The organism is Micromonospora vulcania, from assembly GCF_042658605.1.
Taxonomy (GTDB): Bacteria; Actinomycetota; Actinomycetes; order Mycobacteriales; family Micromonosporaceae; genus Micromonospora; species Micromonospora vulcania.
Window position 1 is genome coordinate 23,712 of record NZ_JBHSQS010000013.1, and the last position, 22,211, is coordinate 45,922.

Here is a 22,211-nt window from a genome sequence, read left to right on the forward strand (position 1 = left end):
GGGCCGGCCACGGACGACTCAGTGACCGGCCCGTGCGCGTTGCCAGGGTCAGTCCAGCCCGCCGTACGAGTGCAGGCCGGTGAAGAAGATGTTCACGCCGAACAGGTTCATCAGCATGGTGAGGAAGCCGAGCACCGCGATCCAGGTCGCCACGTTGCGCTTGACGCTGGGCGTCGCCCGGGCGTGCAGGTAGCCGGCGTAGACCACCCAGGAGATGAAGGCCCAGGTCTCCTTGGGGTCCCAGCCCCACGGGCGACCCCAGGCCGCCTCGGCCCAGATCGCCCCGGCGATCACCGCGAAGGTGAAGATCGGAAAGGCGAAGGCGTGCAGCGCGAAGGTCAACCGCTCCAGGCCGGCCGCCTGGGGCAGCCGCTTGGCCAGGGTGTACGGGAAGCTCCGCTTGCCCTGCTCGTAACCGGCGCGCATCAGGTAGCCGACCGCCGGCACCGCGCCGAGCAGGAAGATGCCGGACGCGAACACGATGGTCGAGACGTGGATGACGAACCAGTACGAGTTCAGAGCCGGCACCAGGGGCACGATCGGCACGTACAGCACCAGCTCGGCGGTGGCCACCAGCAGCACCATCACCAGGGTGAGGAACAGCCCGAGCTTGCGCAGCGAGGGCCGCTTCCAGAGCACCACGAGCCAGGCCGCCACCCCGATGAACGTCACCGTGAGCAGGAACTCGTACATGTTGCCCCAGGGCATCCGGTCGGCGGCGAGGCCGCGAGTGACCAGCGCCGCGAGGTGCAGCACGGCGGCGAGCGCGGTGGCGCCCACCCCGACCAGGCCGGCGACCCGGGCCCGTCGCTCCGAGCGCTCGGCCGGAGCCGCTGGCGCAACCGGCGCGGGCTGCGGCAGCACGACACCGCCGCCACCGACGCCGGCACCCACCAGCTCGCGGGTGGCAGCCGCTGCGGCGACCCGGGTACGGGAGTTGCCCAGCGCGTACTCCACGGCGTGGCCGATCATCGCGATCAAATACGCCAGGATCGCGAAGGTCACCAGATTGTCGGAGAGTGCGGACATCACTCGGTCCCTTCTCGCGCGTCGGCACGGGCACTGGAGTCAGCGTCCGCGCCGGCCCGCTCGGCCGCCCCACCGTCACCGCTGAACGCGGCGAGGAGCTGGGCGAACTCATCGGCGAACCCTGGATAGTCGGTACGCGGCAACCCACCGACCTCCATCAAGCTACTACCGCCCGTCGGAGATCCGTCCGCCGGGTCGGCCGGAATCACCCGGAACCACACTCGACGGCGTCGCCCGAACAGCGATCCCATCAGCCCGACCAGCAGGAACGCGCAGCTGATCAGCAGCGGCGTCGCGCCCGGATCGTGCCGGACGGAGAGGGTCACGTACCGCTCGGTGCCCAGGAACTCGACCTTGGTGCCGTCGTCCAGTGTCCAGGTCTCGCCCTTGCGGAGCAGCTTGGTGCCGATCTCCTTGACCTTGCCGGTCCGTACCTGCCGCTGGTCGAGCTGGTAGACCGAGCCGGGGATGCCGGCGTCCAGGCCGAGGTTGCCCCGGTACGCGACCAGGTTCAGCACCGGGTTGCGCTCGGTCGGATACTGCGAGCGGACGAACGGCGCCTGTTCGGGTGCCGTGGGCAGGTAGATGCCGGTGAACGCCACCTGCAGGTCCGATGCGCGCTTGCCGGTGGCCGGGTCGACGTTCGCATCCGGGAACTGGGCCAGCCCCTCGCTGGTCAGGCCCATGTCACCGGTGGTCAGGAACGGCTCGTCGCTGATCTGGCTGTTGCCGAACCGGTCGGTGTAGCGGATGACCGGGGCGTACCCGTGCCCGAGCAGGTAGACGCTCGCGTCGCCGAGGCGCAGCGGCGAGTTCACCGAGAAGTCCGCGGTGCGGGTCGGCTCGTCGGGGCCGTCGACGGTCACCGTGGCGTTGAAGAAGTCCGGCTGGCCGGAGGCCAGGAACCGGGCCTGGAAGTCGTCCAGCCGCAGGCAGAAGCGGGGCAGGTCGGCGCTGTCCACGCGGGGGCCGAGCTTCGCCTCGGCGTACTGCTGTCGGGTGTTGCAGAACGCGTTGTCCGCACCCGCCACCAGCAGGCGGTTGCCGCTCCAGCCGTACCACGAGCCGAGCGCGACGCCGATCAGCACGGCGATCAGCGAGGTGTGGAACAGCAGGTTGCCGGTCTCCTTGAGGTAGCCCTTCTCGGCGGAGACCTCGTCGCCGCGGACCTCCACCCGCCAGCGCCGACGGCGCAGCACCTCGGCGATCGCCGCCGCGCCGCCGGTCGGGGCGGAAAGCACCGTGTGCTGCGGCAACCGCGACATCCGCTTCGGCGCGACCGGCGGTCGGGACCGCAGCGCGCGGACATGATCCCGCAGCCGGGGCGTGATGCAGCCGATCAGGGAGGTGAACAGCAGCAGGTAGATCGCAGAGAACCAGACCGAGCCGAAGACCTCGAACGCGCCGATCTGGTTCAGCCGGGGGGCCAAATCCGGGTGGTCGACGAAGTACTGGTTGACCTTCTCCGGGCTGATCCCGCGCTGCGGCAGCACCGAGCCGGGGATGGCGGCGATGGCGAGCAGGAAGAGCAGGATCAGGGCCGTACGCATGCTGGTCAGCTGCCGCCACGAGTTGCGCAGCAGGGCCAGCAGCCGGTTGGGCCGACGCCGGGGTGCCGGGGCCGTGGTCTCCGGCCGATCGTCGACGACCGTCATCAGATGCTCACCTCGCCCACCCCGACAGTGGTCTGCAGCCAGATCACGAAGTTCTGCCATCCGCCGGTGACCAGCGCCAGGCCGATCAGGATGAGCAGGGCGCCGCCGACCCGGGTGACCCAGCGGCTGTTGCGCCGGACGGCGCGGAAGACCCCGAGCAGGCGCTGGAAGCCCAGCCCGAAGACGACGAACGGTACCCCCAGCCCGAGGCAGTACGCCACGGCGAGCACCACGGCACGGTCGGTCTGACCGCTCGCGGTTGCCATCCCCAGCACGGCACCGAGCGTGGGGCCGGTGCAGGGCATCCAACTGAGCGCGAAGACGGCACCGAAGACCGGGGCGCCGAGCAGCCCCGCGGCGGGCAGCCGGGAGATCCGGAGCTCCCGTTGCAGGCCCGGGACCAGCCCGAGGTAGCCCAGCCCGAGCACGATGATCAGCGCACCGACGACGATCTCCAGCTGCCGCTCGTAGTCGAAGAAGACCTTGCCGATGCTGGCGAAGAGGATCGCGGTGGCGACGAAGACGACGGTGAAACCGGCGATGAAGAGCATCGTCCCGGCGAGCACCCGACCCTTGACCGAGCCGACCCGCGCCACCCGCTCCCGTACCGCGACGCCCCCGCCGGCCCTGTCGCTGCCGCTGTCGCTGTCGCCGTCGCCGTCGCGCTCGACCGCTTCGTTAGCAGGGGACCCCTGCTCTACACCAGGCGTTAGTAAGGTGCCCTTCCTTGCACGGCCTTCCAGGTCGGTGCCGGCCAGCCCCGTGACGAACGAGAGGTAGCCGGGGACCAGCGGCAGCACGCACGGGGACAGGAAGCTGACCAACCCGGCGAGCACCGCCGCGCCGATGGCGAACAGCAGTGGGCCGCTCTCGGCCAGGTGCTTGAAGGTCTCGCCCATCAGCGGGACGCCGGCTCTTCGGCAGCGATCCGCTCGACGATCGGTTGCAGGCCCTCCTGCTTGACCGCGGCACGGATCACCACGGCGATGCGGCCCTTCCGGTCGAGCACCACGGTCGCCGGGACGGTGTTCGGCGGGATGTCCAGGGCGAGCGCCAGCTTGCTCGACGGATCGAACAGGCTTGGATAGGTGACCCGACCCTCCTCGAACGCCTTGGCCTTGTCCCGCTGGTCCTGCACGTTGATGCCCAGGAAGGTCACCGCGGAGCCCTTGGTGGCCTGGTAGGTGCCCTCCAGGTCGTCCGCCTCGGCGCGACAGGGCGCGCACCAGGAGCCCCAGAAATTGAGCACCACCACCTGGCCACGGGCCTGACTGACGTCGTAGGTGCCGCCGGCGAGCAGCTCACCGGAGAGCTTCGGGGGTGCCGAGCGCTGGTCCGGTGCGCACTCGAAGATCCCGTCGGTGGTGGTGTTGCAGGTCTTCTCCTGGCTCTGCGACGTGCAGCCGACCAGCGCCACCGCGGCGACGGTGGCGAGCAGACCGGCGGTCCACCTCCGGGCGTTCATCAGGCCCCCTTGGCCGTCCGAGCGGTCGCGGAGAGGGCGATCAGGTGCGCTGCCGGCTCGCTGTAGCCGATGCCGACCACCTTGGCGCCGTCGAAGTGGAACGAGGTGAGGCTGGCCAGGCCGCACTGCCGCTTGCGCGGGTCGTGCCAGAGCCGCTTGCGCTCGACGTGCCGGCGCAGCGTCCAGATCGGCAACTGGTGCGAGACCAGCACCGCCTCGCGCCCCTCGGCAGCGACCCGGGCGGCGTGCAGGGCACCGAACATCCGCTCCGCGATGGCCCGGTACGCCTCGCCCCAGGACGGGGTCACCGGATCCCGCAGCACCCACCAGTTGCGCGGGTCGCGGAACGACCCGTCACCCGGGGACACCTTCTTGCCCTCGAACCAGTTGGCGCTCTCGATCAGCCGCTCGTCCACCCCGACCGGCAGCCCGAACTGGGCGGCGATCGGCTCGGCGGTCTGCTGGGCGCGCTCCAGCGGGCTGGCCACCACGTGCACGATCTCCCGCTCCGCCAGCCCCTCGGCGGCGGCCTTGGCCATCTGCACGCCCAACTCGGAGAGGCGGAAACCGGGCAGCCGACCGTAGAGAATCTGGCCAGGGTTGTGCACCTCGCCGTGCCGAAGCACGTGGACCACCGTCTTGCTCACCGCTCGTTACCCCCCGTGACCCGCCGCTGCCGCCGCGTTCGCCGCCGTCGGCAGCGCGGCGGCGATCTGCTCCAGAGCGGCGTCGTCGATCGCCGCCGACACGAACCATGACTCGAACGCGCTCGGCGGCAGGTAGACGCCGGCGGCGAGCATCGCGTGGAAGAACGCCTTGAACGCCGGCACCTGCTGGGTACGGGCGCTGTCGTAGTCGACCACGTCGGCGTCGGTGAAGAAGACCGAGAACATGCTGCCCGCGTACGACAGCCGGTGCGGGACCCCGGCGGCGGCCAGCGCGTCGGCGGCCAGCTTGCCCACGACGGCGGCCGTCTCGTCGAGGCGGCGGTACAGGGCGTCGTCGGCGAGCCGCAGGGTGGCCAGGCCGGCGGCGCAGGCCAGCGGGTTACCGGAGAGCGTGCCGGCCTGGTAGACGGGGCCGGCCGGGGCGAGCCGCGCCATGATCTCGGCACGTCCGCCGAACGCGGCGGCGGGCAACCCACCCCCCATGACCTTGCCGTACGTCCACAGGTCGGCGTCGGAGGGGTCGAGGCCGTGCCAGCCGGCGCGGGAGACCCGGAACCCGGTCATCACCTCGTCCACCACGAGCAGCGCGCCGTGCGCGTGCGCGATCTGGGCGAGCTGCTGGTTGAAGCCGTCGCGGGGGGCGACCACGCCCATGTTGCCGGCGGCCGCCTCGGTGATCACCGCGGCGATGTGCGGGCCCTCGGCGGCGAAGACCTCCTCGACCGCCCTGATGTCGTTGTACGGCAGCACGATCGTCTCGCTGGCCGCCGCGCCGGTGACGCCGGGCGAGTCGGGCAGACCGAGGGTGGCCACGCCGGACCCGGCGGCGGCGAGCAGCGCGTCGACGTGCCCGTGGTAGCAGCCGGCGAACTTGACGATCTTAGAGCGACCGGTGAAGCCGCGGGCCAGCCGGATCGCCGACATGGTCGCCTCGGTGCCGGAGTTGACCAGCCGGACCTGCTCCACCGGGGTCCGGTCGACGATCTCGGCGGCCAACTCCACCTCGCCCGGGGTGGGCGTGCCGAAGCTGGTGCCCCGGGCGGCGGCGGCCTGGACGGCGTCCACCACCTCCGGGTGCGCGTGCCCGAGGATCAGCGGACCCCAGGAGCAGACCAGGTCGACGTAGCGACGGCCATCGGCGTCATGCAGCCACGGGCCTTCGCCACGGACCATGAAGCGCGGGGTGCCGCCGACCGCCTGGAAGGCGCGCACGGGCGAGTTCACCCCGCCCGGCACGATGGCTCGGGCGCGGTGGAACAGGGCCTCGGAAGCGGGAGCTTCGGCCGGGTAGCGGCCGGATCCAGCGGAGAAGGTGTCGGTCACGATGCCGCCCATTGTGTCAGCGCCGGACGCCCAATCCGCAGCCACCCCGGGCCAGGGTTACCGGGCTCACCTGCCCCCGGTGCTCGCGAGCCGGGCCGGGTGGCGGCTCGCCGCCTCAACAGGCCGGGTTGGTCGGATCGCGCTAGGCTGACCGGGTGGATCGTGCCGAACTGTCCATCACGCTACACCGGACGGGCGACGAAGCAGTGTTGCGCCTGGCTGGTGAGATCGACATGCTCACGGCCGCGCGGCTCTCAACCGTGGTCAACGAGGTGCTGGCCGACCCGCCGCCGAAGATCGTGCTAGATCTCGGCGGCGTCACCTTCTGTGACTCACAGGGCCTGGGCACCCTGGTCGTGCTGAGTCGCAAGGCCAGCCATGCGCAGAGCCTGCTGATGCTCACCCATGTGGGCGATTTCCTGCTCCGCGTCCTGGACATCACCGGCCTGCGGAGCGCCCTGATGATCCGCAACGACCAGCCCGCCGGCTGAGCACCGCGCCTCCGATCAGGAGTTGCTGCCCCAGCGGGCCTGTTCGAGAAGCCCCACCGCGCGGTCCCGCGCGTCCGGCTCGTCGGTACGCAGCAACGTGGTGGCCTCGTCGACCGCGTCGGTGAGCCGCCGCCACTGCGCGTCGCGTTCCCGGACCAGATCCGACTGGGCTGCCAACTGCCGGGTCTTCACCCACAGCTCGACGAACACCGACACCTTGGCCCGCAGCACCCACGGGTCGAACGGCTTGGTCAGGTAGTCGACCGCGCCCACCTGATAACCGCGCAGGGCCAGTTGAGCGTCCCGGTCGGCGGCGGTGAGGAAGATGATCGGCACATGCCGGGTCCGTTCTCGGCGTTTGATGTGGCTGGCCGTCTCGAAGCCGTCCATGTCCGGCATCTGCGCGTCCAACAGGATCACCGCGAAGTCGTCCACCAGCAGCTGCTTGAGGGCCGCCTCGCCGCTCTCCACCGCCACCGACTGGACCGGCAGGCCCTGGAGGATCGCCTCCAGGGCCATCAGGTTCTCCCGGCGGTCATCCACGAGCAGCGCCTTGGCCAGTTGGGTCACGAAGTCTCCTCGGTCCGGCTGCCGCTGATCCAGGACGACATCAACTCGATCAGATCGTCCAGGTCGACCGGCTTGGTGATGTAGTCGCTACCCCCGGCCGCGAGCGCCGACTCGCGGTCGCCCGGCATCGCCTTCGCGGTCAGGAAGACCACCGGCAGGTCGGCGAACCGGTGGTTGCGGCGAATCTGACGGGTGGTCTCGTACCCGTCCTGGTCCGGCATCATGGCGTCCATCAGCACGATGTTCACCTCCGGGTGCTCGGCCAGCAGGCGGACACCGTCCGCCCCGTTGTCCGAGTACAGCACGGTCATCCCGTGCAGCTCCAACGCGCTGGTCAGGGCGAAGACGTTACGCACGTCGTCGTCCACGATCAGCACCGTCGAGCCGTCCAGCTGGCGGGTCGCCGGCGCCTCCGGCCGCTCGGCCAGCAGCTCCAGCGGCGGCATCAGCAGCGACGACGGCAGGCCGGCGCGCTGCGGGGACGGTGGCGCGGGCGCCACCACCGCGTCCGGGGCCAGCACGTGCGGCACGAACAGGGTGAACGTCGAGCCCTGCCCGGGCGCCGACGACACGGTGATGGTGCCGCCGATCAAACGGGCCAGGTCGCGGCTGATCGACAGGCCCAGGCCGGTGCCGCCGTAACGACGGCTCGTGGTCCCGTCGGCCTGCTGGAACGCCTCGAAGATGATCGACAGTTTGTCGTCGGAGATGCCGATTCCGGTGTCGATCACGGTGAACGCGATCACCTGCTGGGCGTTGGTCAGCGCCGGTACGTCGAAGACCACGTTCTCCGCGGCCGGGGCGATCCGTAGGGTCACCGCGCCGTTGTCGGTGAACTTCACCGCGTTGGAGAGCAGGTTGCGCAGGATCTGCTGCAACCGCTGCGCGTCGGTGACCAGCGCCGGCGGCAGATCCTTGCTGACCCGCACCTGGAAGTCCAGGCTCTTCTCCTCGGCCTGCGGCGCGAACGCCTGCTCCACGTAACTGCGCAGCTCGGCGAACCGGATCTCGGTCGGCTCGACGTCCATCCGACCAGCCTCGATCTTGGACAGGTCCAGGATGTCGTCGATCAGGCGCAGCAGGTCGGAGCCGGACCCGTGGATCGTACGGGCGAACTCGATCTGCTTCGGGTTGAGGTTCTGCTCCGAGTTCTCGGCCAGCAGCCGGGCCAGCAGCAGCAGCGAGTTCAGCGGCGTCCGCAACTCGTGGCTCATGTTGGCCAGGAACTCCGACTTGTACGCCGAGGCGCGGGTGAGCTGCTGCGCCTTCTCCTCCAGGCCGAGACGGGCCAGCTCGATCTCCCGGTTCTTCGTCTCGATGTTGCCCTTCTGCTCGGAGAGCAGGGTCGCCTTCTCCTCCAGTTCGGCGTTGGTGCGCTGCAACTCGGCCGACTGCTCCTGCATCTCGTGCGCCAGCCGCTGCGACTGCGCCAGCAGCTCCTCCGTACGCCGGTTGGCCTGGATGGTGTTGACCGCGATGCCGATGGTGAGCACCAGCCGCTCCAGGAACGACAGGTGCAGCTCGGAGAAGGCCGCCACGCTGGCGAACTCGATGACGCCGAGCAGTTCCCCCTCGAACAGCACGGGGAGCACCACCAGGTCGGACGGGGGCGTCTCGGCCAGCCCGGACCGCAGGGTGAGCCGGCTGTTCGGGGAGGCGCTGACCCGGATCGTCCGGCGGGAGAGCGCGGTCTGCCCGACCAGGCCCTCGCCCGGCCCGAAGGTGACGTCGTGCCCGCGCGCCACGTACCCGTACGAGGAGGTCAGCTTGAGTCGCATGCTGCCGTCGGTGTCGTCGGCCAGGAAGAAGGCGCCGAGCTGGGCGTCGACCAGCGGGGTCACCTCCGTCATGATCATGCGGCAGACCTCGCCGAGGTCCCGCTGGCCCTGCAACAGGCCACCGATCCGGGCCAGGTTGGAGTCCAGCCAGCCCTGCTCGGCGTTCTTCTTGGTCGTCTCCCGGAGGGTGACGATCATCTGGTTGATGTTGTCCTTCAGCTCGGCGACCTCGCCCTGCGCCTTGACCGCGATCCGCTGGGTCAGGTCACCTCGGGTCACCGACGTGGACACCTGGGCGATGGCCCGCAGCTGGGTGGTCAGCGTCGAGGCGAGTTGGTTGACGTTCTCGGTGAGGTCCCGCCAGGTGCCGCTGACGCCCTTGACCTGGGCCTGACCGCCGAGCTTGCCCTCGATGCCGACCTCGCGGGCCACCCGGGTGACCTCGTCGGCGAACGAGGAGAGCTGGTCCACCATCGTGTTGACCGTGGACTTCAGCTCCAGGATCTCGCCCTGCGCGTCCACCGTGATCTTCTGGCTCAGGTCGCCCTTCGCCACGGCGGTGGTCACCGAGGCGATGTTGCGGACCTGGCTGGTCAGGTTCGACGCCATCGAGTTCACGTTGTCGGTGAGGTCCCGCCACGTACCGCTGACGCCCTTGACCTGCGCCTGACCGCCGAGCTTGCCCTCGGTGCCCACCTCACGGGCCACCCGGGTCACCTCGTCCGCGAACGACGACAACTGGTCCACCATCGTGTTCACCGTGGACTTCAGCTCCAGGATCTCGCCCCGGGCGTCCACCGTGATCTTCTGCGACAGGTCACCCTTCGCCACCGCCGTGGAGACCTGCGCGATGTTCCGCACCTGGGCGGTCAGGTTGGAGGCCATCGAGTTCACGTTGTCGGTGAGGTCCCGCCAGGTGCCGGCGACACCACGTACCTGGGCCTGGCCGCCGAGCTTGCCCTCGGTGCCCACCTCACGGGCCACCCGGGTCACCTCGTCGGCGAACGACGAGAGCTGGTCCACCATGGTGTTCACCGTGGACTTCAGCTCCAGGATCTCGCCCCGGGCGTCCACCGTGATCTTCTGACTCAGGTCACCCTTCGCCACCGCGGTGGTCACCGAGGCGATGTTCCGCACCTGGCTGGTCAGGTTCGACGCCATCGAGTTCACGTTGTCGGTGAGGTCCCGCCACGTACCGCTGACGCCCTTGACCTGGGCCTGACCGCCCAGGTTGCCCTCGGTGCCGACCTCACGGGCCACCCGGGTCACCTCGTCGGCGAACGACGAGAGCTGGTCGACCATGGTGTTCACGGTGTTCTTCAGCTCCAGGATCTCGCCCTGGGCGTCCACCGTGATCTTCTGCGACAGGTCACCACGCGCGACGGCGGTGGAGACCTGGGAGATGTTGCGGACCTGGCTGGTCAGGTTGCCGGCCAGCTGGTTGACGTTCTCGGTGAGGTCGCGCCAGGTGCCGGAGACACCGCGGACCTGGGCCTGGCCGCCGAGCTTGCCCTCGATGCCCACCTCACGGGCCACCCGGGTCACCTCGTCGGCGAACGACGACAGCTGGTCCACCATCGTGTTGACGGTGTCCTTCAGCTCCAGGATCTCGCCCTGCGCCGCCACGGTGATCTTCTGGGACAGGTCACCGCGCGCCACCGCCGTGGAGACCTGCGCGATGTTCCGCACCTGGGCGGTCAGGTTCGACGCCATCGAGTTGACGCTGTCGGTCAGGTCCTTCCAGGTGCCGGCCACGTTCGGCACCTCGGCCTGGCCGCCCAGCTTGCCCTCGGTACCCACCTCGCGGGCCACCCGGGTCACCTGCTCGGCGAAGAGCCGCAGCGTGTCGGTGAGGTAGTTGATCGTGTGCGCCAGCTCGGCGACCTCGCCCTTGGCCGACACGGTGATCTTCTGCGACAGGTCGCCCTTGGCCACCGCGGTGGACACCTGTGAGATCGACCGCACCTGGTAGGTGAGGTTCGACGCCATGGTGTTCACCGAGTCGGTGAGGTCCTTCCAGGTGCCGGCGACACCCCGGACGTCGGCCTGGCCGCCGAGCTTGCCCTCGGTGCCCACCTCGCGGGCCACCCGGGTCACCTCGTCGGCGAACGACGACAACTGGTCGACCATCGTGTTCACGGTGCGCCCGATGCGCAGATATTCACCGCGCAGCGGCCGGCCGTCGATCTCCAGGGCCATGTGCTGGGACAGGTCGCCGTCGGCGACCGCCACGATGACCCGGGCGATCTCCGTGGTCGGTCGGCCCAGGTCGTCGATCAGCGAGTTGATCGCCCGCTGCCCCTCCGCCCAGGAGCCGTCCAGCCCCTCGTCGTCCAGCCGCTCGGTGAGCCGGCCGTCCCGACCGACGATCCGGCTGATCCGCCGCAGGTCGAGGTACTGCCGCTCCTGGAGCGAGACGACCTCGTTGAAGGCGTCGGCCACCTCACCGGCCGTGCCGGCGCGACGGGGTAGCCGAACCTTCAGGTCGCCGCGACGGACCCGTCGCAGCGCCTCGGTCAACTCACCGAGCAGCGCCTCGTGGTCGGGCGCGGACGGATCCGCGAGCGACTGCTTCGCCGTGGTCATCATTCCTCGCTCAGCTCGGGGGCACCGGTCCGTGCGGACAGGCCGGCACCCCATATTGTGCCCGCGCGCGCCGGAGTGCCAGGGTGCGCGACCCGCCGACCGGCACCGGACGGCCCACCGATCCGCTCGATGGGGGGCGGTCCGACACGCCGGGTCACACACCTCGCCCGGACACCCGGACCCGCCACGGCCACCCGATCGGCCGCAGTCGGGCACAGAGCGCAGGGGTAGCGGCCCGACCACGACCCGCGCGATGCTCGATCGGCTTGGCACCCGGCGGGGGGACGGTGGAGGATACGGGGGTGTCAGCCGAGGCGGGGCCCGCGACGGCCGGGGCCCGGAACGGGGCCGTCCGGCGTGTCCGACTGCCCGCTGACCGTCGTACCCCCGCCGCCGCCCGTGCGGTCGTCCGTTCGGTGCTGACCGAGGCGCACCTCGACGAGTTGGTCAACGAGGCGCTGCTGCTCACCACGGAGTTGACCACCAACGCCGTGGAGCATGCCCGTACCGAGTTGGACATCGAGGTCATCGCGGACGAAGCCGGGCTGGCGGTGACCGTCTCCGACTTCGCGCCCGGAGCGGGCGACGAGCTGACCGTCGGCACCCGCAACGACGCCAGCGAGATCAACGAGGTCTCCGAGCGGGGTCGAGGGCTGCTGCTGGTCGACCACTTCGCCAGCCGCTGGGGGACCACCTACCTGCCCACCGGGAAGGGCGTCTGGTTCCGGCTGGACCGGCCCGGCACCGAGGCGCCCGGCACGGACGACGAGCCGAGGAGCAACGCGGGCCCGGGGGCCGGCGCCGTCGACAGTTCCGCGCCGAGCGCCGGCGCGATGAGCGAACTCATGCAGACCACCCCCGACATGTACGCGGACGACCCGCTGCCCGACTTCGCCGCCAGCCTGCTCAGTCGGGTCGCCGAGATGGTGGGAGCGGCCGGCGGCGCGATCCGGCTGGACCGGGGCGACGGACAGGGCGGTCAGGTGCTGGCCCGCTTCGGCCGCCCGCCCCGCCCCGGCGGGGAACTGCTCCGGGTGCCGTTGACGGTGCACCGCCCGTACGCCGGGGAGCTGGAGCTGGACGCCGCGCCGTCGGCGTACGCCCGGCCGTTGGCGGTGCTCACCGCCGAGCGGCTGTCGCTGCACCTGGAGAACGACCGGCTGCGCCGTGCCGACGTCCGTCGCCAGACGTGGCTGACGTTCCTGGCCGAGGCGAGCGAGCTGCTGGCCCAGTCTCTGGACGTCGAGCTGACCATGGCACTGATTCCGCAGCTGGTGGTGCCCCGACTCGGCCAGTGGTGCGCGGTGCACACCGCCGACGAGTGGGGCCGGCTCCGGCTGGCGGCGGCCAGCCACGCCGACGAGTCGGTGCTGCCGCAGCTGCACAAGGTGCTGGCCGAGACCGGGCCGGAGTCGATCCAGGCGCGGCTGCGCGAGGCGTCCCGCAGCGCCGCGCAGATCCCGCTCGGCGGCCCGATGGAGGGCTTCGCGGTCCCGTTGATCGCGCGCGGGCAGCGGCTCGGCACCCTGGCGGTGGGCCGGCACCAACGGCACCGGCACGACCCGGACGAGGTGGCCGTCCTGGAGGACGTGGCCCGGCGCGCCGCGCTGGCCATCGAGAACGCCCGGATCCACGCCGAACGCCGCCGCGTGGCGCAGACCCTCCAGCAGTCCCTGCTGCCGCCGGTACTGCCACTGGTCGACGGGATCGGCTTCGCCGCCGAGTACGTCCCCACCGGCGACGACGCGGAGGTGGGCGGCGACTTCTACGACGTGGTGCCGCTGCCCGACGGTCGGTGGCTCGTGGTCATCGGGGACGTCTCGGGCAAGGGCGTCCAGGCAGCCGCGGTCACCGGCCTGGTCCGGGACGTGATCCGGGTGCTGGTCGGCGACGGCAAGCCGTTGCCGGAGGCGCTGGCCCGGCTCAACGAGACGCTGGTCGAGCGGGGTGGCGGCCGGTACTGCACGCTGGCCCTGGCGGCGGTCGGGCCGGGCGACGGCAATCAGTTGGACGTTTCGCTGCACCTCGCCGGGCACGACCGACCGGTGCTGCTGGCCGGCGCGGGCGGTGCCCGGTTCGTCGGCACCGGGGGCACCGCGCTGGGCCTGCTCGACACGATCACCTCGCCGACGGCGGAGATCACCCTCGCGCCGGGCGACGCCCTGATCTTCTATACCGACGGGGTCACCGAGCGGCGGCGCGGGCGGGAGCTGTTCGGCACCGACCGGCTACGCGACGCGGCGGCGCCGCTGGCGGGGTACTCGGCCGACGTGGTGGCCGCCCGGCTGCGCGCCGCGGCGATCAACTTCTCGGTCGAGCCACCCCGGGACGACATCGCCGTCCTGGTGCTCCGCAACGACGCGACCTGACCGTCGGGCGGCCCGACGTGGTCGAGCGCCCCGGTCACAGGCCGCCGGGGAGGCGGCCGGGCGCGAGTCGGTGCTGCGGATCGAGATGCTCCTTGGCGGCCCGCAGCCCGGCCAGGCCGGCCAACTCGCCCCACAGGTCGACGGCCTGCCGGACGGGTGCGGGGGCGGAGACCACCACGCAGCGGCCCTGCCGGGCCAGCAGCACCCCCCGGACGGCGGCCAGGATCGACGCCACCCGGTCGGGCGCCAGCGCGCCGGGCAGCGCCGCGTGCACCACGCCCAACCCGGCGGAGCCGCGCACCGGCACCGGGGCGCCCGCCGCGTCGCGCAGTGCGTAGACGGCGGCGTGCAGGTCGCTGATCGGCACCTCCAGGCGCAGCGCCGTGTCGCCCGGCGCGAACGGGTAGCGCCGCCACCACTGCGGCGCGGAGTGCGCGATGGTCGCCTCCCCGTGCAGCAGGCCGACCAGACGCTCCGCGCGCTCCATGACGTCGGCCGGACCGCCCTCGAGCAGCACCACCAGGCTGCCCGCGCGAGAGGGGGCACCGGCTCGGCCGGACATCGAGGGGTGGCGTTCCCGAGCGGTGGCGGCCGGATGACCCGGCGGGTACGGCGTGCGCGGCCGGGGCGTCCCGCCGGGCAGGTCCAGCTCGATGGCCGACGGCTCCAGTCGAGCGGCGAGGATCGACCGGACCAGGTCGTGCACCTCCAGCGGTGTCCACACCGGTCGGGACACCCAGAGCCGGCTGGCCGGCACGGGCTGCACCCGCACGCTCGCCGAGACCAGCACGCCGAGCGCGCCCTGCGAGCCGCAGAGCAGCCGGGCCAGGTCGAGCCCGGGCGCACCGCCACCGGCGCTGACCAGCTCACCGTCGGCCGCGAGGTAGCGCACGCCGAGGAGTTGGTCGCAGGGGCTGCCGTGGCGGTGCCGCAACGGGCCGGACTCCCCGGCGGCCAGCACCCCACCGAGGGTCGCTCCGGGTGACGGCGCGTCCATCGCCAGCCGCTGCCCGGTGCGCTCCAGGGTGGCCTGCACCGCCCGCAACGGAGTGCCGGCGCCGACGTCGGCCACCGGCGCGCCGGTCGGCTCGTGGCCGATGCCGGCCAACCGGCCGGTGTCGAGCATGATGTCGACCCGGGACGGCGCCGCACCCCAATCGATCTTCGTGCCGGCACCCCGGGGCACCACGGCCAGGTCGTGCGTGGCGGCCAGGCGCAGCACCTCGGCCGCGGCGTGTGGACCGCCCGGCACCGCGACCCAGCGCGCCGGCCGGCCGGCCACCTCGTCGGCGGGACCGGCCAGCCGGGCGAACGGCGGACCGCAGATCGCCGTCAACCGCCGGGTGATCTCGATGGCTCCGGACCGGCCGAGGGAACGCGCTGCTGCCGCCATGGCGGTTATCGTACATGTGTTCTAAAGCAGTGGTGACGACTATCGGGATGCCGCTGGTCCGGCACACGACGCGGGCCGGCCGGTAACGTGGCCGCCGTGACCACCGAGACTGCCCCGCCCGCGGCGAAGCGGGTGCCCGCCGAGCGCACCCACCACGGCGACACCGTCCTGGACGAGTACGCCTGGCTCGCCGCCAAGGACGACCCGGAGACGATCGCCTACCTGACCGCCGAGAACGCGTACACCGACGAACGCACGGCGCACCTGGCGCAGCTGCGTACGGAGCTGTTCGAGGAGACCCGCCGGCGTACCCGGGAGACGGACCTGTCGGTGCCGACCCGCAAGGGCGGGCACTGGTACTACACCCGGACGGTCGAGGGGCAGCAGTACGGGGTGCAGTGCCGGCGCGCGGTCCGGGACGCCGAGACCGACCCGCCGGTCAGCGCGGACGGCGCCCCGCTGGACGGCGAGGAGGTGCTGCTCGACGGCAACCTGCTGGCCGAGGGGCACGACTTCTTCTCGCTGGGCGCCTTCGACGTCAGCCCGGACGGGCGCTGGCTGGCATACTCCACCGACTTCTCCGGCGACGAGCGGTTCACCCTGCGGGTGAAGGACCTGACCACCGGCGAGCTGCTGGCCGACGAGGTGCCGGACACCTTCTACGGCACCGCCTGGTCGACGGACGCCTCGGTGCTGTTCTACGTGACGGTGGACGACGCCTGGCGGCCCAACCGGGTCTGGCGACACACCGTCGGCTCGGCCGCCGCCGACGATGTGGTGGTCCACCAGGAGGACGACGAGCGGTTCTGGGTCGGCGTGGAGCTGACCCGGTCGGAGAAGTTCATCCTGATCGACATCCACAGCAAGGTCACCAGCGAGGTGCTGGTGATCCCGGCCGGCAACCCGACCGGAGCGCCAGCCGTGATCGCGCCACGCCGGCAGGGCGTCGAGTACGCCGTCGAGCACCACGGTCACCGCTTCCTGATCCTGCACAACGACGGCGCGGAGGACTTCGCGCTGGCGTTCACCTCGGCGGACGCGCCGGGCGACTGGGTACCGCTGATCGAGCACAGCCCCGGCACCCGGCTGGAGGCGGTGGACGCCTTCGCGAACCACCTGGTGGTGTCGCTGCGCACCGACGGGCTGACCGGGCTGCGGGTGCTGCCGGTCGGCAGTGGCGACGCGTACGACATCGACTTCCCCGAGCCGCTCTACAGCGTCGGGCTGGACGCGAACCCGGAGTACCGCACCGGGCAGGTCCGGCTGCGCTACTCCTCGCTGGTCACCCCCGACTCGATCTACGACTTCGACCTGGTCACGCGCCAGATGGTGCTGCGCAAGCAGAAGCCGGTGCTGCCCGGGCCGGACGGGCGACCGTACGACCCGGCCGAGTACGAGCAGCACCGCGACTGGGCGCTCGCCGACGACGGCACCCGGGTGCCGATCTCGCTGGTCTGCCGGGTCGGCACGCCGCGCGACGGCTCGGCCCCCTGCGAGCTGTACGGCTACGGCTCGTACGAGGCCAGCATGGACCCGTGGTTCTCGGTGGCCCGACTGTCCCTGCTGGACCGGGGCGTGGTCTTCGCCGTGGCACACACCCGGGGCGGCGGTGAGCTGGGCCGGCGCTGGTACGACCAGGGCAAGCTGCTGGCCAAGAAGAACACCTTCACCGACTTCGTCGCGTGCGCCCGACACCTGGTCAAGGCCGGCTGGACGGCCAGCGACCGGCTGGTCGCCCGGGGCGCCTCGGCTGGCGGCCTGCTGATGGGCGCGGTGGCCAATCTCGCCCCGGAGGCGTTCGCCGGAATCGTCGCGCAGGTGCCGTTCGTGGACGCGCTCACCTCGATCCTCGACCCGTCGCTGCCGCTGACCGTCACCGAGTGGGAGGAGTGGGGCAACCCGCTGGAGGACCCCGAGGTGTACGCGTACATGAAGTCCTACACGCCGTACGAGAACGTGGCGCCGGTGAACTATCCCGCGATCCTCGCGGTGACCAGCCTCAACGACACCCGGGTGCTCTACTCCGAGCCGGCGAAGTGGATCGCCCGCCTGCGGGCGGTCGCCCCGGGCGGTGACTACCTGCTCAAGACCGAGATGGGCGCCGGGCACGGCGGTCCGAGTGGCCGTTACGACGCCTGGCGCGAGGAGGCGTTCATCAACGCCTGGATCCTGGACCGGTTCGGCCGAGCGTGATCGCGCTGGCCGCACGCACGCCGGGCCTGATCGCGCTGCGCCGCGCTGGCACGGCCTGAGCGCGCTGGAACGTGGAAGTAGTGGTCCCGTCCGCCCGTCGGGGCCACTACTTCCTGGTTGGTGCCCGGTCACCCGGCTGCTGGCGCATCGACTCGGGCGGGCGGCGGAGCCGCCTAGACTTCCGGGGTGAGCGACGCAGGTGGAGACCCCGACGGGCCGGTGGCCGACACGCCGCCGGGAGCGGCCCGACGTGCGTCCGCGTGGATGATCCTCGGCGTGGTCAGCGCCGCCCTGCTGGTCTGCTGCTGCTCCGCCGCCGTCGGCCTGCTGATCTCATGGTCCGCCGGGCTCTTCCACAACCCGGCCTGATCGGCGGGCTCAGGCCGTGCGCAGCTCCTCGACGGTGGTGCTGACGCGCAGGAAGAGCAGGCCGACGCCGACCGTCAGCAGCACCGCGGCCAACGCGCCGGCACCCAGCCACGCCAGCTGCTCCAGCGGTACGTCCGGAGCCCGGTCGACCGCCGGAAAGTGCCTCACCTCGGTGTACTGCGCACGGGTCGCCGGATCGGCACAGAGCGACGCCTCGGCGGAACACACCTCGATGGACCACTCACCCGAGGTCACCCGCCGCCCGTTCAACCCCGTGCCGAGCAGCATGCCCACGGTGAGGGCGAGCAGGATCGCCGGCACCGCGGGAGTCAGCGCCTGCCAGGCCACCGACCGACCCAGTGTGCCGCGTGACACCCCGGTGGCGACCAGGGCGGCATAGGCGCGGCGACGGGCGACGATCCCCTCGACCAGCGCGACGATCAGCCCGCCCGCCGCGATCAGCACGGCCACCGCCACCGCGGCGTCGACAAGATCCATGGTGGACAGGTAGAACGAGTTCCCGCCTCCGATCTCCCCTGCGAGTAGGGCATGCTCCCGCTCGATCTCGTCCTTGGTGGCGAAGTAGGCACGGATCGCGGCCGCGCCCGCCCCGAAGATCACGGCAGCCAGCAACGCGGCGAACGTACGACTGCCCGCCCAGGGGTCGGACATCAACCGGCCCGCGGCGAGCAGCGCCGGCGCGCGACGGGCATGCCGGCGCAGCAGCACCCCGCAGCGGTACGAGATCCAGCCGGTGCCCAGCACCACCCCGATCATCGCCGCGAAGCCGCCCGCCAGGAACAGCAGTGGCACCAGCCAGCGCACCAGCGCCTCGTCGTCCTCCAGTTGGTAGAGCAACGGGCGGGTCCCGACGAAGCAGAGCAGGCCCAGCCCGATCAGCACCCCGGCCCAGGGACGCGGGCCGCGCTCCCGGGCGGCCTTGCGGCTCACGCCGAGCGGGGTGGTGGTGACCGTACGCAGCATCAGGGCGGTGGCCAGCGCCGCGACCACCGGCAGGCCCAGCACCACCGCGGCCAGTGCGCCGGACGACGGCAGCACGTCGGTGGGCAGGGCCAGTCGACCCCGCTCGTCGGGCCGGTGCAGCAGGTCCCGGCCGACCAGGTAGGTGCCCAGCCCGATGAGTGTGCCGAGCAGGCTGGCCAGGCCGGTCTCCAACACCGCCAGCCGGGTGACCTGGCCCGGGGTGGCGCCGGCCAGCCGGAGCGCGGCCAGCCGTCGGTCCCGGGCCGGCGCGCCGAGCCGGGCACACTGGCCGGCCAGCGCCAGCACCGGGATCGTCAACAACAGCAGCGCGAACGCCGTCCCGCCGCGCAGCCCCGGCTCCCGCAGCAGGGCGTTGCGGTACTGCTCGGACTCCGCCCACGCATCGCCGGCCGGTTTGGGAATCGCCAGCACGGTGAGTGCCGCCAGCACGGCCAGGGTCGCCAGCAGGGCGCTGAGCGCGGTGAGCACCACCCGGGCGGTGTCGGTGCGGTTGCCCGCGAGCGCGAGCCGGACCAGGGTCGCCGGCCTCACCGGGCGCCGCCGGCCAGCGGCAGGTCGAGCCCCAGGCCGGTGTGGTCGACCAGGCCGTCGCGCAGCACGATCTCGCGATCGGCGTACGCGGCGATCCGCGGCTCGTGGGTGACCAGCACGACGGCCGTACGCTGCTCGCGGGCGAGCCGAACCAGTTGGGTGAGCACCTGCTCGCCGGTGAGCGTGTCGAGCGCGCCGGTCGGCTCGTCGGCGAACAGCACCCGGGGTTCGGTGACCAACGCCCGGGCGGTGGCACAGCGCTGCTGCTGACCGCCGGACATCTCGCCGGGCCGCAGGTCGGCCAGCTCGGCCACCCCGAACCGCTCCAGCCAGGTGAGCGCCGCCGTCCGTGCCTCTCGCCGCCCCGTGCCGGCGAGGAGCAGGGGCAGAGCGACGTTCTCCGCCGCGGTCAGCTCGGCGACCAGCTGACCGAACTGGAACAGCACCCCGAACTCGGTGCGCCGCAGCCGGGACCGGGCCGACTCCGACCAGGTGTCGATCCGGTGGCCACGCCAGGTGACCTCGCCGGCGTCCGGGCGCAGGATGCCGGCCAGGCAGTGCAGCAGCGTGGACTTGCCGCAGCCGCTCGGACCGGTGATGGCGACGATCTCGCCCTCGGTCACGTCGAGCGTCACGCCGCGCAGCGCGGGTGTCGGGCCGTACGCCCGGACCACGCCGCGAGCCTGGAGTTGCGTCACGGATGCACCTCCCGGTGCCAGTCGGCGACCCGGCCCAGGGTGGCGTGCAGCCACCGCAGGTCCGCGTCGAGGTGGGCGATCGCGAAATCCGCCGCGACCACGTCGCTGAGAGCGGCGGCCGGGTCGGCCTTGACCGCGGTGAGCTCGCGCAGCCGGGCGGTGTGCGCGGCGCGCTGGGCGATCAGGTAGGACCGGGCCCGGTCGACGTCGGTGACCAGCAGCGCCACCACGACCTTGGCGAAGAGCGTGCTGGCCACGTACGGCATCGGGGTTTCCACGGTGGACAGCCACTCGTCCAGCGCGGCCCGCCCCTCGCTGGTCAGCGCGTACGCCGTGCGATCCGGCCCGGCCGCGCGGTCCTGGCCGGCGGCGGCCACCAGACCGTCGCGCTGGAGTCGACCGAGGGTGGCGTAGACCTGCCCGAAGGCCAGCGGACGTGCTCGGGGCAGCCGCTCGTCATGCGCACGCTTGAGCTCGTAGCCGTGCCGGCTCCCACCGGCGAGCAGCCCGAGCAGTACGTGCGAGGTCGACACCCCGGCAACTATTCACTCAGCGAATACCCGGTGTCAACAACCCACCCCATCCACCCTCGTGATCATGACGTTGTCGCCACGCCACGCCGGGCCGGATCGCGACAACCTCATGATCAACGAGGCAGGGGGTGAAGCGGTCAGGAGGTTGTGGGCCAGGTGGGGTTGCGGCCGGTCTGGGTCAGGAGGTGGTGCAGGTCGGTGGGGGTGGGGGCAGCTGGGGGGTCGGCGAAGACGCCCATCTTGCGGGCGGTTGGGCCGAGTTGCTCGACCAGGCCGCGCAGTTCGGTCACCGCCTCCGGCGCCGGCTGGTACGGCTGACCGGTGGCGACGGCGAGGTCCCAGCCGTGCACGGTGAGGTCGAGCAGCGCCATGCCGCCGATCACGGACTGCGGCATCCCCATGCCGGGCGAAATGCCCTCCAGGGTGGACGGATCCGACCAGGCTTCGACCAACCGGCCGGTCTCGGCCTCGAACCGGTCCTGCCAGCCGTCGACCAGATGGTCCGGCTTGTCGGCCCACTCCACCGACCGCTTCAACGCCAACTCCTGGAAGTTCACCACCACCTCGATCAGGTGGTTGAGCAGGTCGCGTACCGCGTAGTCCTGGCACGGCGTGGGCAGGTCGAGCTGGTTGTCGGCGATGCCGCGCACCACATCGACGGTTCGCGGCGCGGCAGCCGCCAGCAGATCGCTAGTCTGAGTGGCCATAGGGCCAGCGTATGAGGGTGGTCTTGAAGAAATGCGACAACGAGCGCGCGCCGACAGCCGCGGCATCCTGGACCCTGGACGGTTGCTGCGCGAGGTCCGCTTCCACCGGCACCTGCCGGAGGAGTCGCTGCGCCCGTGGGTCGAGCACTACTGGCTGATCGACTGGGCGTTGACCGCACCCTTCGAGCAGCGGATCGTGCCGCACCCGGCGGTCAACGTCGTGTTCCTATCGGCCGGCGACGGGCCGGAGGCCGGCGACGGGCCGGAGGCCGGCGAGGTGGCCGGGGTGGGCCGCGACCTGTTCACGATCACGCTGACCGGCACCGGCAGGGTCTGCGGCGTCCAGTTCCGCCCCGGCGGCTTCCACCCGTTCTGGCATCGATCGGTCGCCGAGCTGACCGGGCGCCGGCTGCCACTGCCCGCCGGCCGGCTGGCGGGCCCCGCCGGCCGGGTCTGCGCCGGCACCGACGACGATCGCTGTCACGCGCTGGACACTCTGCTCACCGGCTGGGCACCCGGGCCGGACCCGGCGGCCGACGAGGCCGTCCGGCTGGCCGAGGCGATCCGGACGGACCGTACGGTGCTGCGGGTCGACGATTTCGCCACGCGACACGACGTCCCGGTCCGCCGGCTGCAACGGCTCTTCACCGAGTACGTGGGGGTCGGCCCGAAGTGGGTGATCCGCCGCTACCGGCTCCAGGAGGCCGTCGAGCAGGCCGCCGGCAGGCCGCTGAACTGGGCGGGCCTCGCCGCCGACCTCGGTTACAGCGATCAGGCCCACCTGGTCCGTGACTTCACCTCGGTCGCCGGTGTGTCGCCCGCCGCGTACGCCCGGTCGGTGCACTGAG

The 22,211-nt window shown here is 71.9% G+C and carries 18 protein-coding genes; 5 read left to right on the forward strand and 13 right to left on the reverse strand.

What is annotated here, in order from left to right:
- Window positions 1–48: 48 nt before the first annotated feature.
- Genes ccsB through hemL form a run of 6 tightly spaced genes read right to left on the reverse strand, consistent with a single transcriptional unit; the run spans window position 49 to window position 6,140 of the window.
- Window positions 49–1,029, reverse strand: coding sequence for a c-type cytochrome biogenesis protein CcsB (gene ccsB / locus ACFQGL_RS21305; protein WP_377513977.1), 981 nt, complete (start codon window positions 1,027–1,029; stop codon window positions 49–51).
- Window positions 1,029–2,684 (reverse strand): cytochrome c biogenesis protein ResB, encoded by a 1,656-nt coding sequence (gene resB, locus ACFQGL_RS21310; RefSeq protein WP_377513978.1) that lies wholly within the window; start codon window positions 2,682–2,684, stop codon window positions 1,029–1,031. Before resB ends, ccsB begins: the two co-directional genes overlap by 1 nt.
- On the reverse strand, window positions 2,684–3,583 hold the full coding sequence (locus ACFQGL_RS21315; protein WP_377513980.1) for a cytochrome c biogenesis CcdA family protein: 900 nt from the start codon (window positions 3,581–3,583) through the stop codon (window positions 2,684–2,686). Before ACFQGL_RS21315 ends, resB begins: the two co-directional genes overlap by 1 nt.
- Complete coding sequence (locus tag ACFQGL_RS21320; protein WP_377513982.1) at window positions 3,583–4,149, reverse strand: TlpA family protein disulfide reductase; 567 nt, start codon at window positions 4,147–4,149, stop codon at window positions 3,583–3,585. Before ACFQGL_RS21320 ends, ACFQGL_RS21315 begins: the two co-directional genes overlap by 1 nt.
- Window positions 4,149–4,796, reverse strand: coding sequence for a histidine phosphatase family protein (locus tag ACFQGL_RS21325; RefSeq protein WP_377513984.1), 648 nt, complete (start codon window positions 4,794–4,796; stop codon window positions 4,149–4,151). The genes ACFQGL_RS21320 and ACFQGL_RS21325 overlap by 1 nt, the downstream gene beginning before the upstream one ends.
- A 6-nt stretch (window positions 4,797–4,802) precedes the next feature.
- Entirely contained in the window at window positions 4,803–6,140 is a 1,338-nt protein-coding gene (hemL, locus tag ACFQGL_RS21330) for a glutamate-1-semialdehyde 2,1-aminomutase (protein WP_377513985.1), read from the reverse strand.
- Window positions 6,141–6,295: 155 nt separating this feature from the next.
- Here hemL and ACFQGL_RS21335 point away from each other — a divergent pair, with 155 nt between their 5' ends.
- Entirely contained in the window at window positions 6,296–6,631 is a 336-nt protein-coding gene (locus tag ACFQGL_RS21335) for an STAS domain-containing protein (protein WP_377513987.1), read from the forward strand.
- Window positions 6,632–6,646: 15 nt separating this feature from the next.
- Here the strand turns inward: ACFQGL_RS21335 and ACFQGL_RS21340 are convergent, their stop codons facing one another.
- Complete coding sequence (locus tag ACFQGL_RS21340; protein ID WP_377513988.1) at window positions 6,647–7,201, reverse strand: response regulator; 555 nt, start codon at window positions 7,199–7,201, stop codon at window positions 6,647–6,649.
- Window positions 7,198–11,565: a HAMP domain-containing protein gene (locus tag ACFQGL_RS21345; protein WP_377513989.1), complete on the reverse strand. Its 4,368-nt coding sequence runs from the start codon at window positions 11,563–11,565 to the stop codon at window positions 7,198–7,200. The genes ACFQGL_RS21340 and ACFQGL_RS21345 overlap by 4 nt, the downstream gene beginning before the upstream one ends.
- A gap of 302 nt (window positions 11,566–11,867) precedes the next feature.
- Here ACFQGL_RS21345 and ACFQGL_RS21350 point away from each other — a divergent pair, with 302 nt between their 5' ends.
- Window positions 11,868–13,934, forward strand: coding sequence for a SpoIIE family protein phosphatase (locus ACFQGL_RS21350; protein WP_377513990.1), 2,067 nt, complete (start codon window positions 11,868–11,870; stop codon window positions 13,932–13,934).
- A 34-nt stretch (window positions 13,935–13,968) separates the two neighbouring features.
- Here the strand turns inward: ACFQGL_RS21350 and ACFQGL_RS21355 are convergent, their stop codons facing one another.
- Window positions 13,969–15,327, reverse strand: coding sequence for an FAD-binding oxidoreductase (locus ACFQGL_RS21355; RefSeq protein WP_377513991.1), 1,359 nt, complete (start codon window positions 15,325–15,327; stop codon window positions 13,969–13,971).
- A gap of 96 nt (window positions 15,328–15,423) precedes the next feature.
- Between ACFQGL_RS21355 and ACFQGL_RS21360 the strand changes: the two genes are divergently transcribed.
- Entirely contained in the window at window positions 15,424–17,520 is a 2,097-nt protein-coding gene (locus ACFQGL_RS21360; RefSeq protein WP_377513992.1) for a S9 family peptidase, read from the forward strand.
- A 186-nt stretch (window positions 17,521–17,706) separates the two neighbouring features.
- Window positions 17,707–17,889, forward strand: a complete 183-nt coding sequence (locus ACFQGL_RS21365; protein WP_377513994.1) for a hypothetical protein — start codon at window positions 17,707–17,709, stop codon at window positions 17,887–17,889.
- A 9-nt stretch (window positions 17,890–17,898) separates the two neighbouring features.
- On the opposite strand, the gene ACFQGL_RS21370 is transcribed toward ACFQGL_RS21365, so the two are convergent.
- The 4 genes from ACFQGL_RS21370 to ACFQGL_RS21385 form a co-directional block, all read right to left on the reverse strand.
- Window positions 17,899–19,425 carry an FtsX-like permease family protein gene (locus ACFQGL_RS21370; RefSeq protein ID WP_377513995.1) on the reverse strand — a complete coding sequence of 509 codons (1,527 nt, stop codon included), beginning with the start codon at window positions 19,423–19,425 and terminating at the stop codon, window positions 17,899–17,901.
- Complete coding sequence (locus tag ACFQGL_RS21375; protein ID WP_377513996.1) at window positions 19,422–20,123, reverse strand: ABC transporter ATP-binding protein; 702 nt, start codon at window positions 20,121–20,123, stop codon at window positions 19,422–19,424. Before ACFQGL_RS21375 ends, ACFQGL_RS21370 begins: the two co-directional genes overlap by 4 nt.
- Window positions 20,120–20,656 (reverse strand): PadR family transcriptional regulator, encoded by a 537-nt coding sequence (locus ACFQGL_RS21380; protein WP_377513997.1) that lies wholly within the window; start codon window positions 20,654–20,656, stop codon window positions 20,120–20,122. Before ACFQGL_RS21380 ends, ACFQGL_RS21375 begins: the two co-directional genes overlap by 4 nt.
- 137 nt (window positions 20,657–20,793) lie before the next feature.
- The gene (locus ACFQGL_RS21385; protein ID WP_377513998.1) at window positions 20,794–21,363 is read right to left on the reverse strand and encodes a TIGR03086 family metal-binding protein; all 570 of its coding nucleotides are present in this window, start codon (window positions 21,361–21,363) and stop codon (window positions 20,794–20,796) included.
- Between the two features lie 31 nt (window positions 21,364–21,394).
- On the opposite strand from ACFQGL_RS21385, the gene ACFQGL_RS21390 reads away from it, so the two are divergent.
- Window positions 21,395–22,210, forward strand: coding sequence for a DUF6597 domain-containing transcriptional factor (locus ACFQGL_RS21390; RefSeq protein ID WP_377514000.1), 816 nt, complete (start codon window positions 21,395–21,397; stop codon window positions 22,208–22,210).
- Window position 22,211 lies beyond the last annotated feature (1 nt).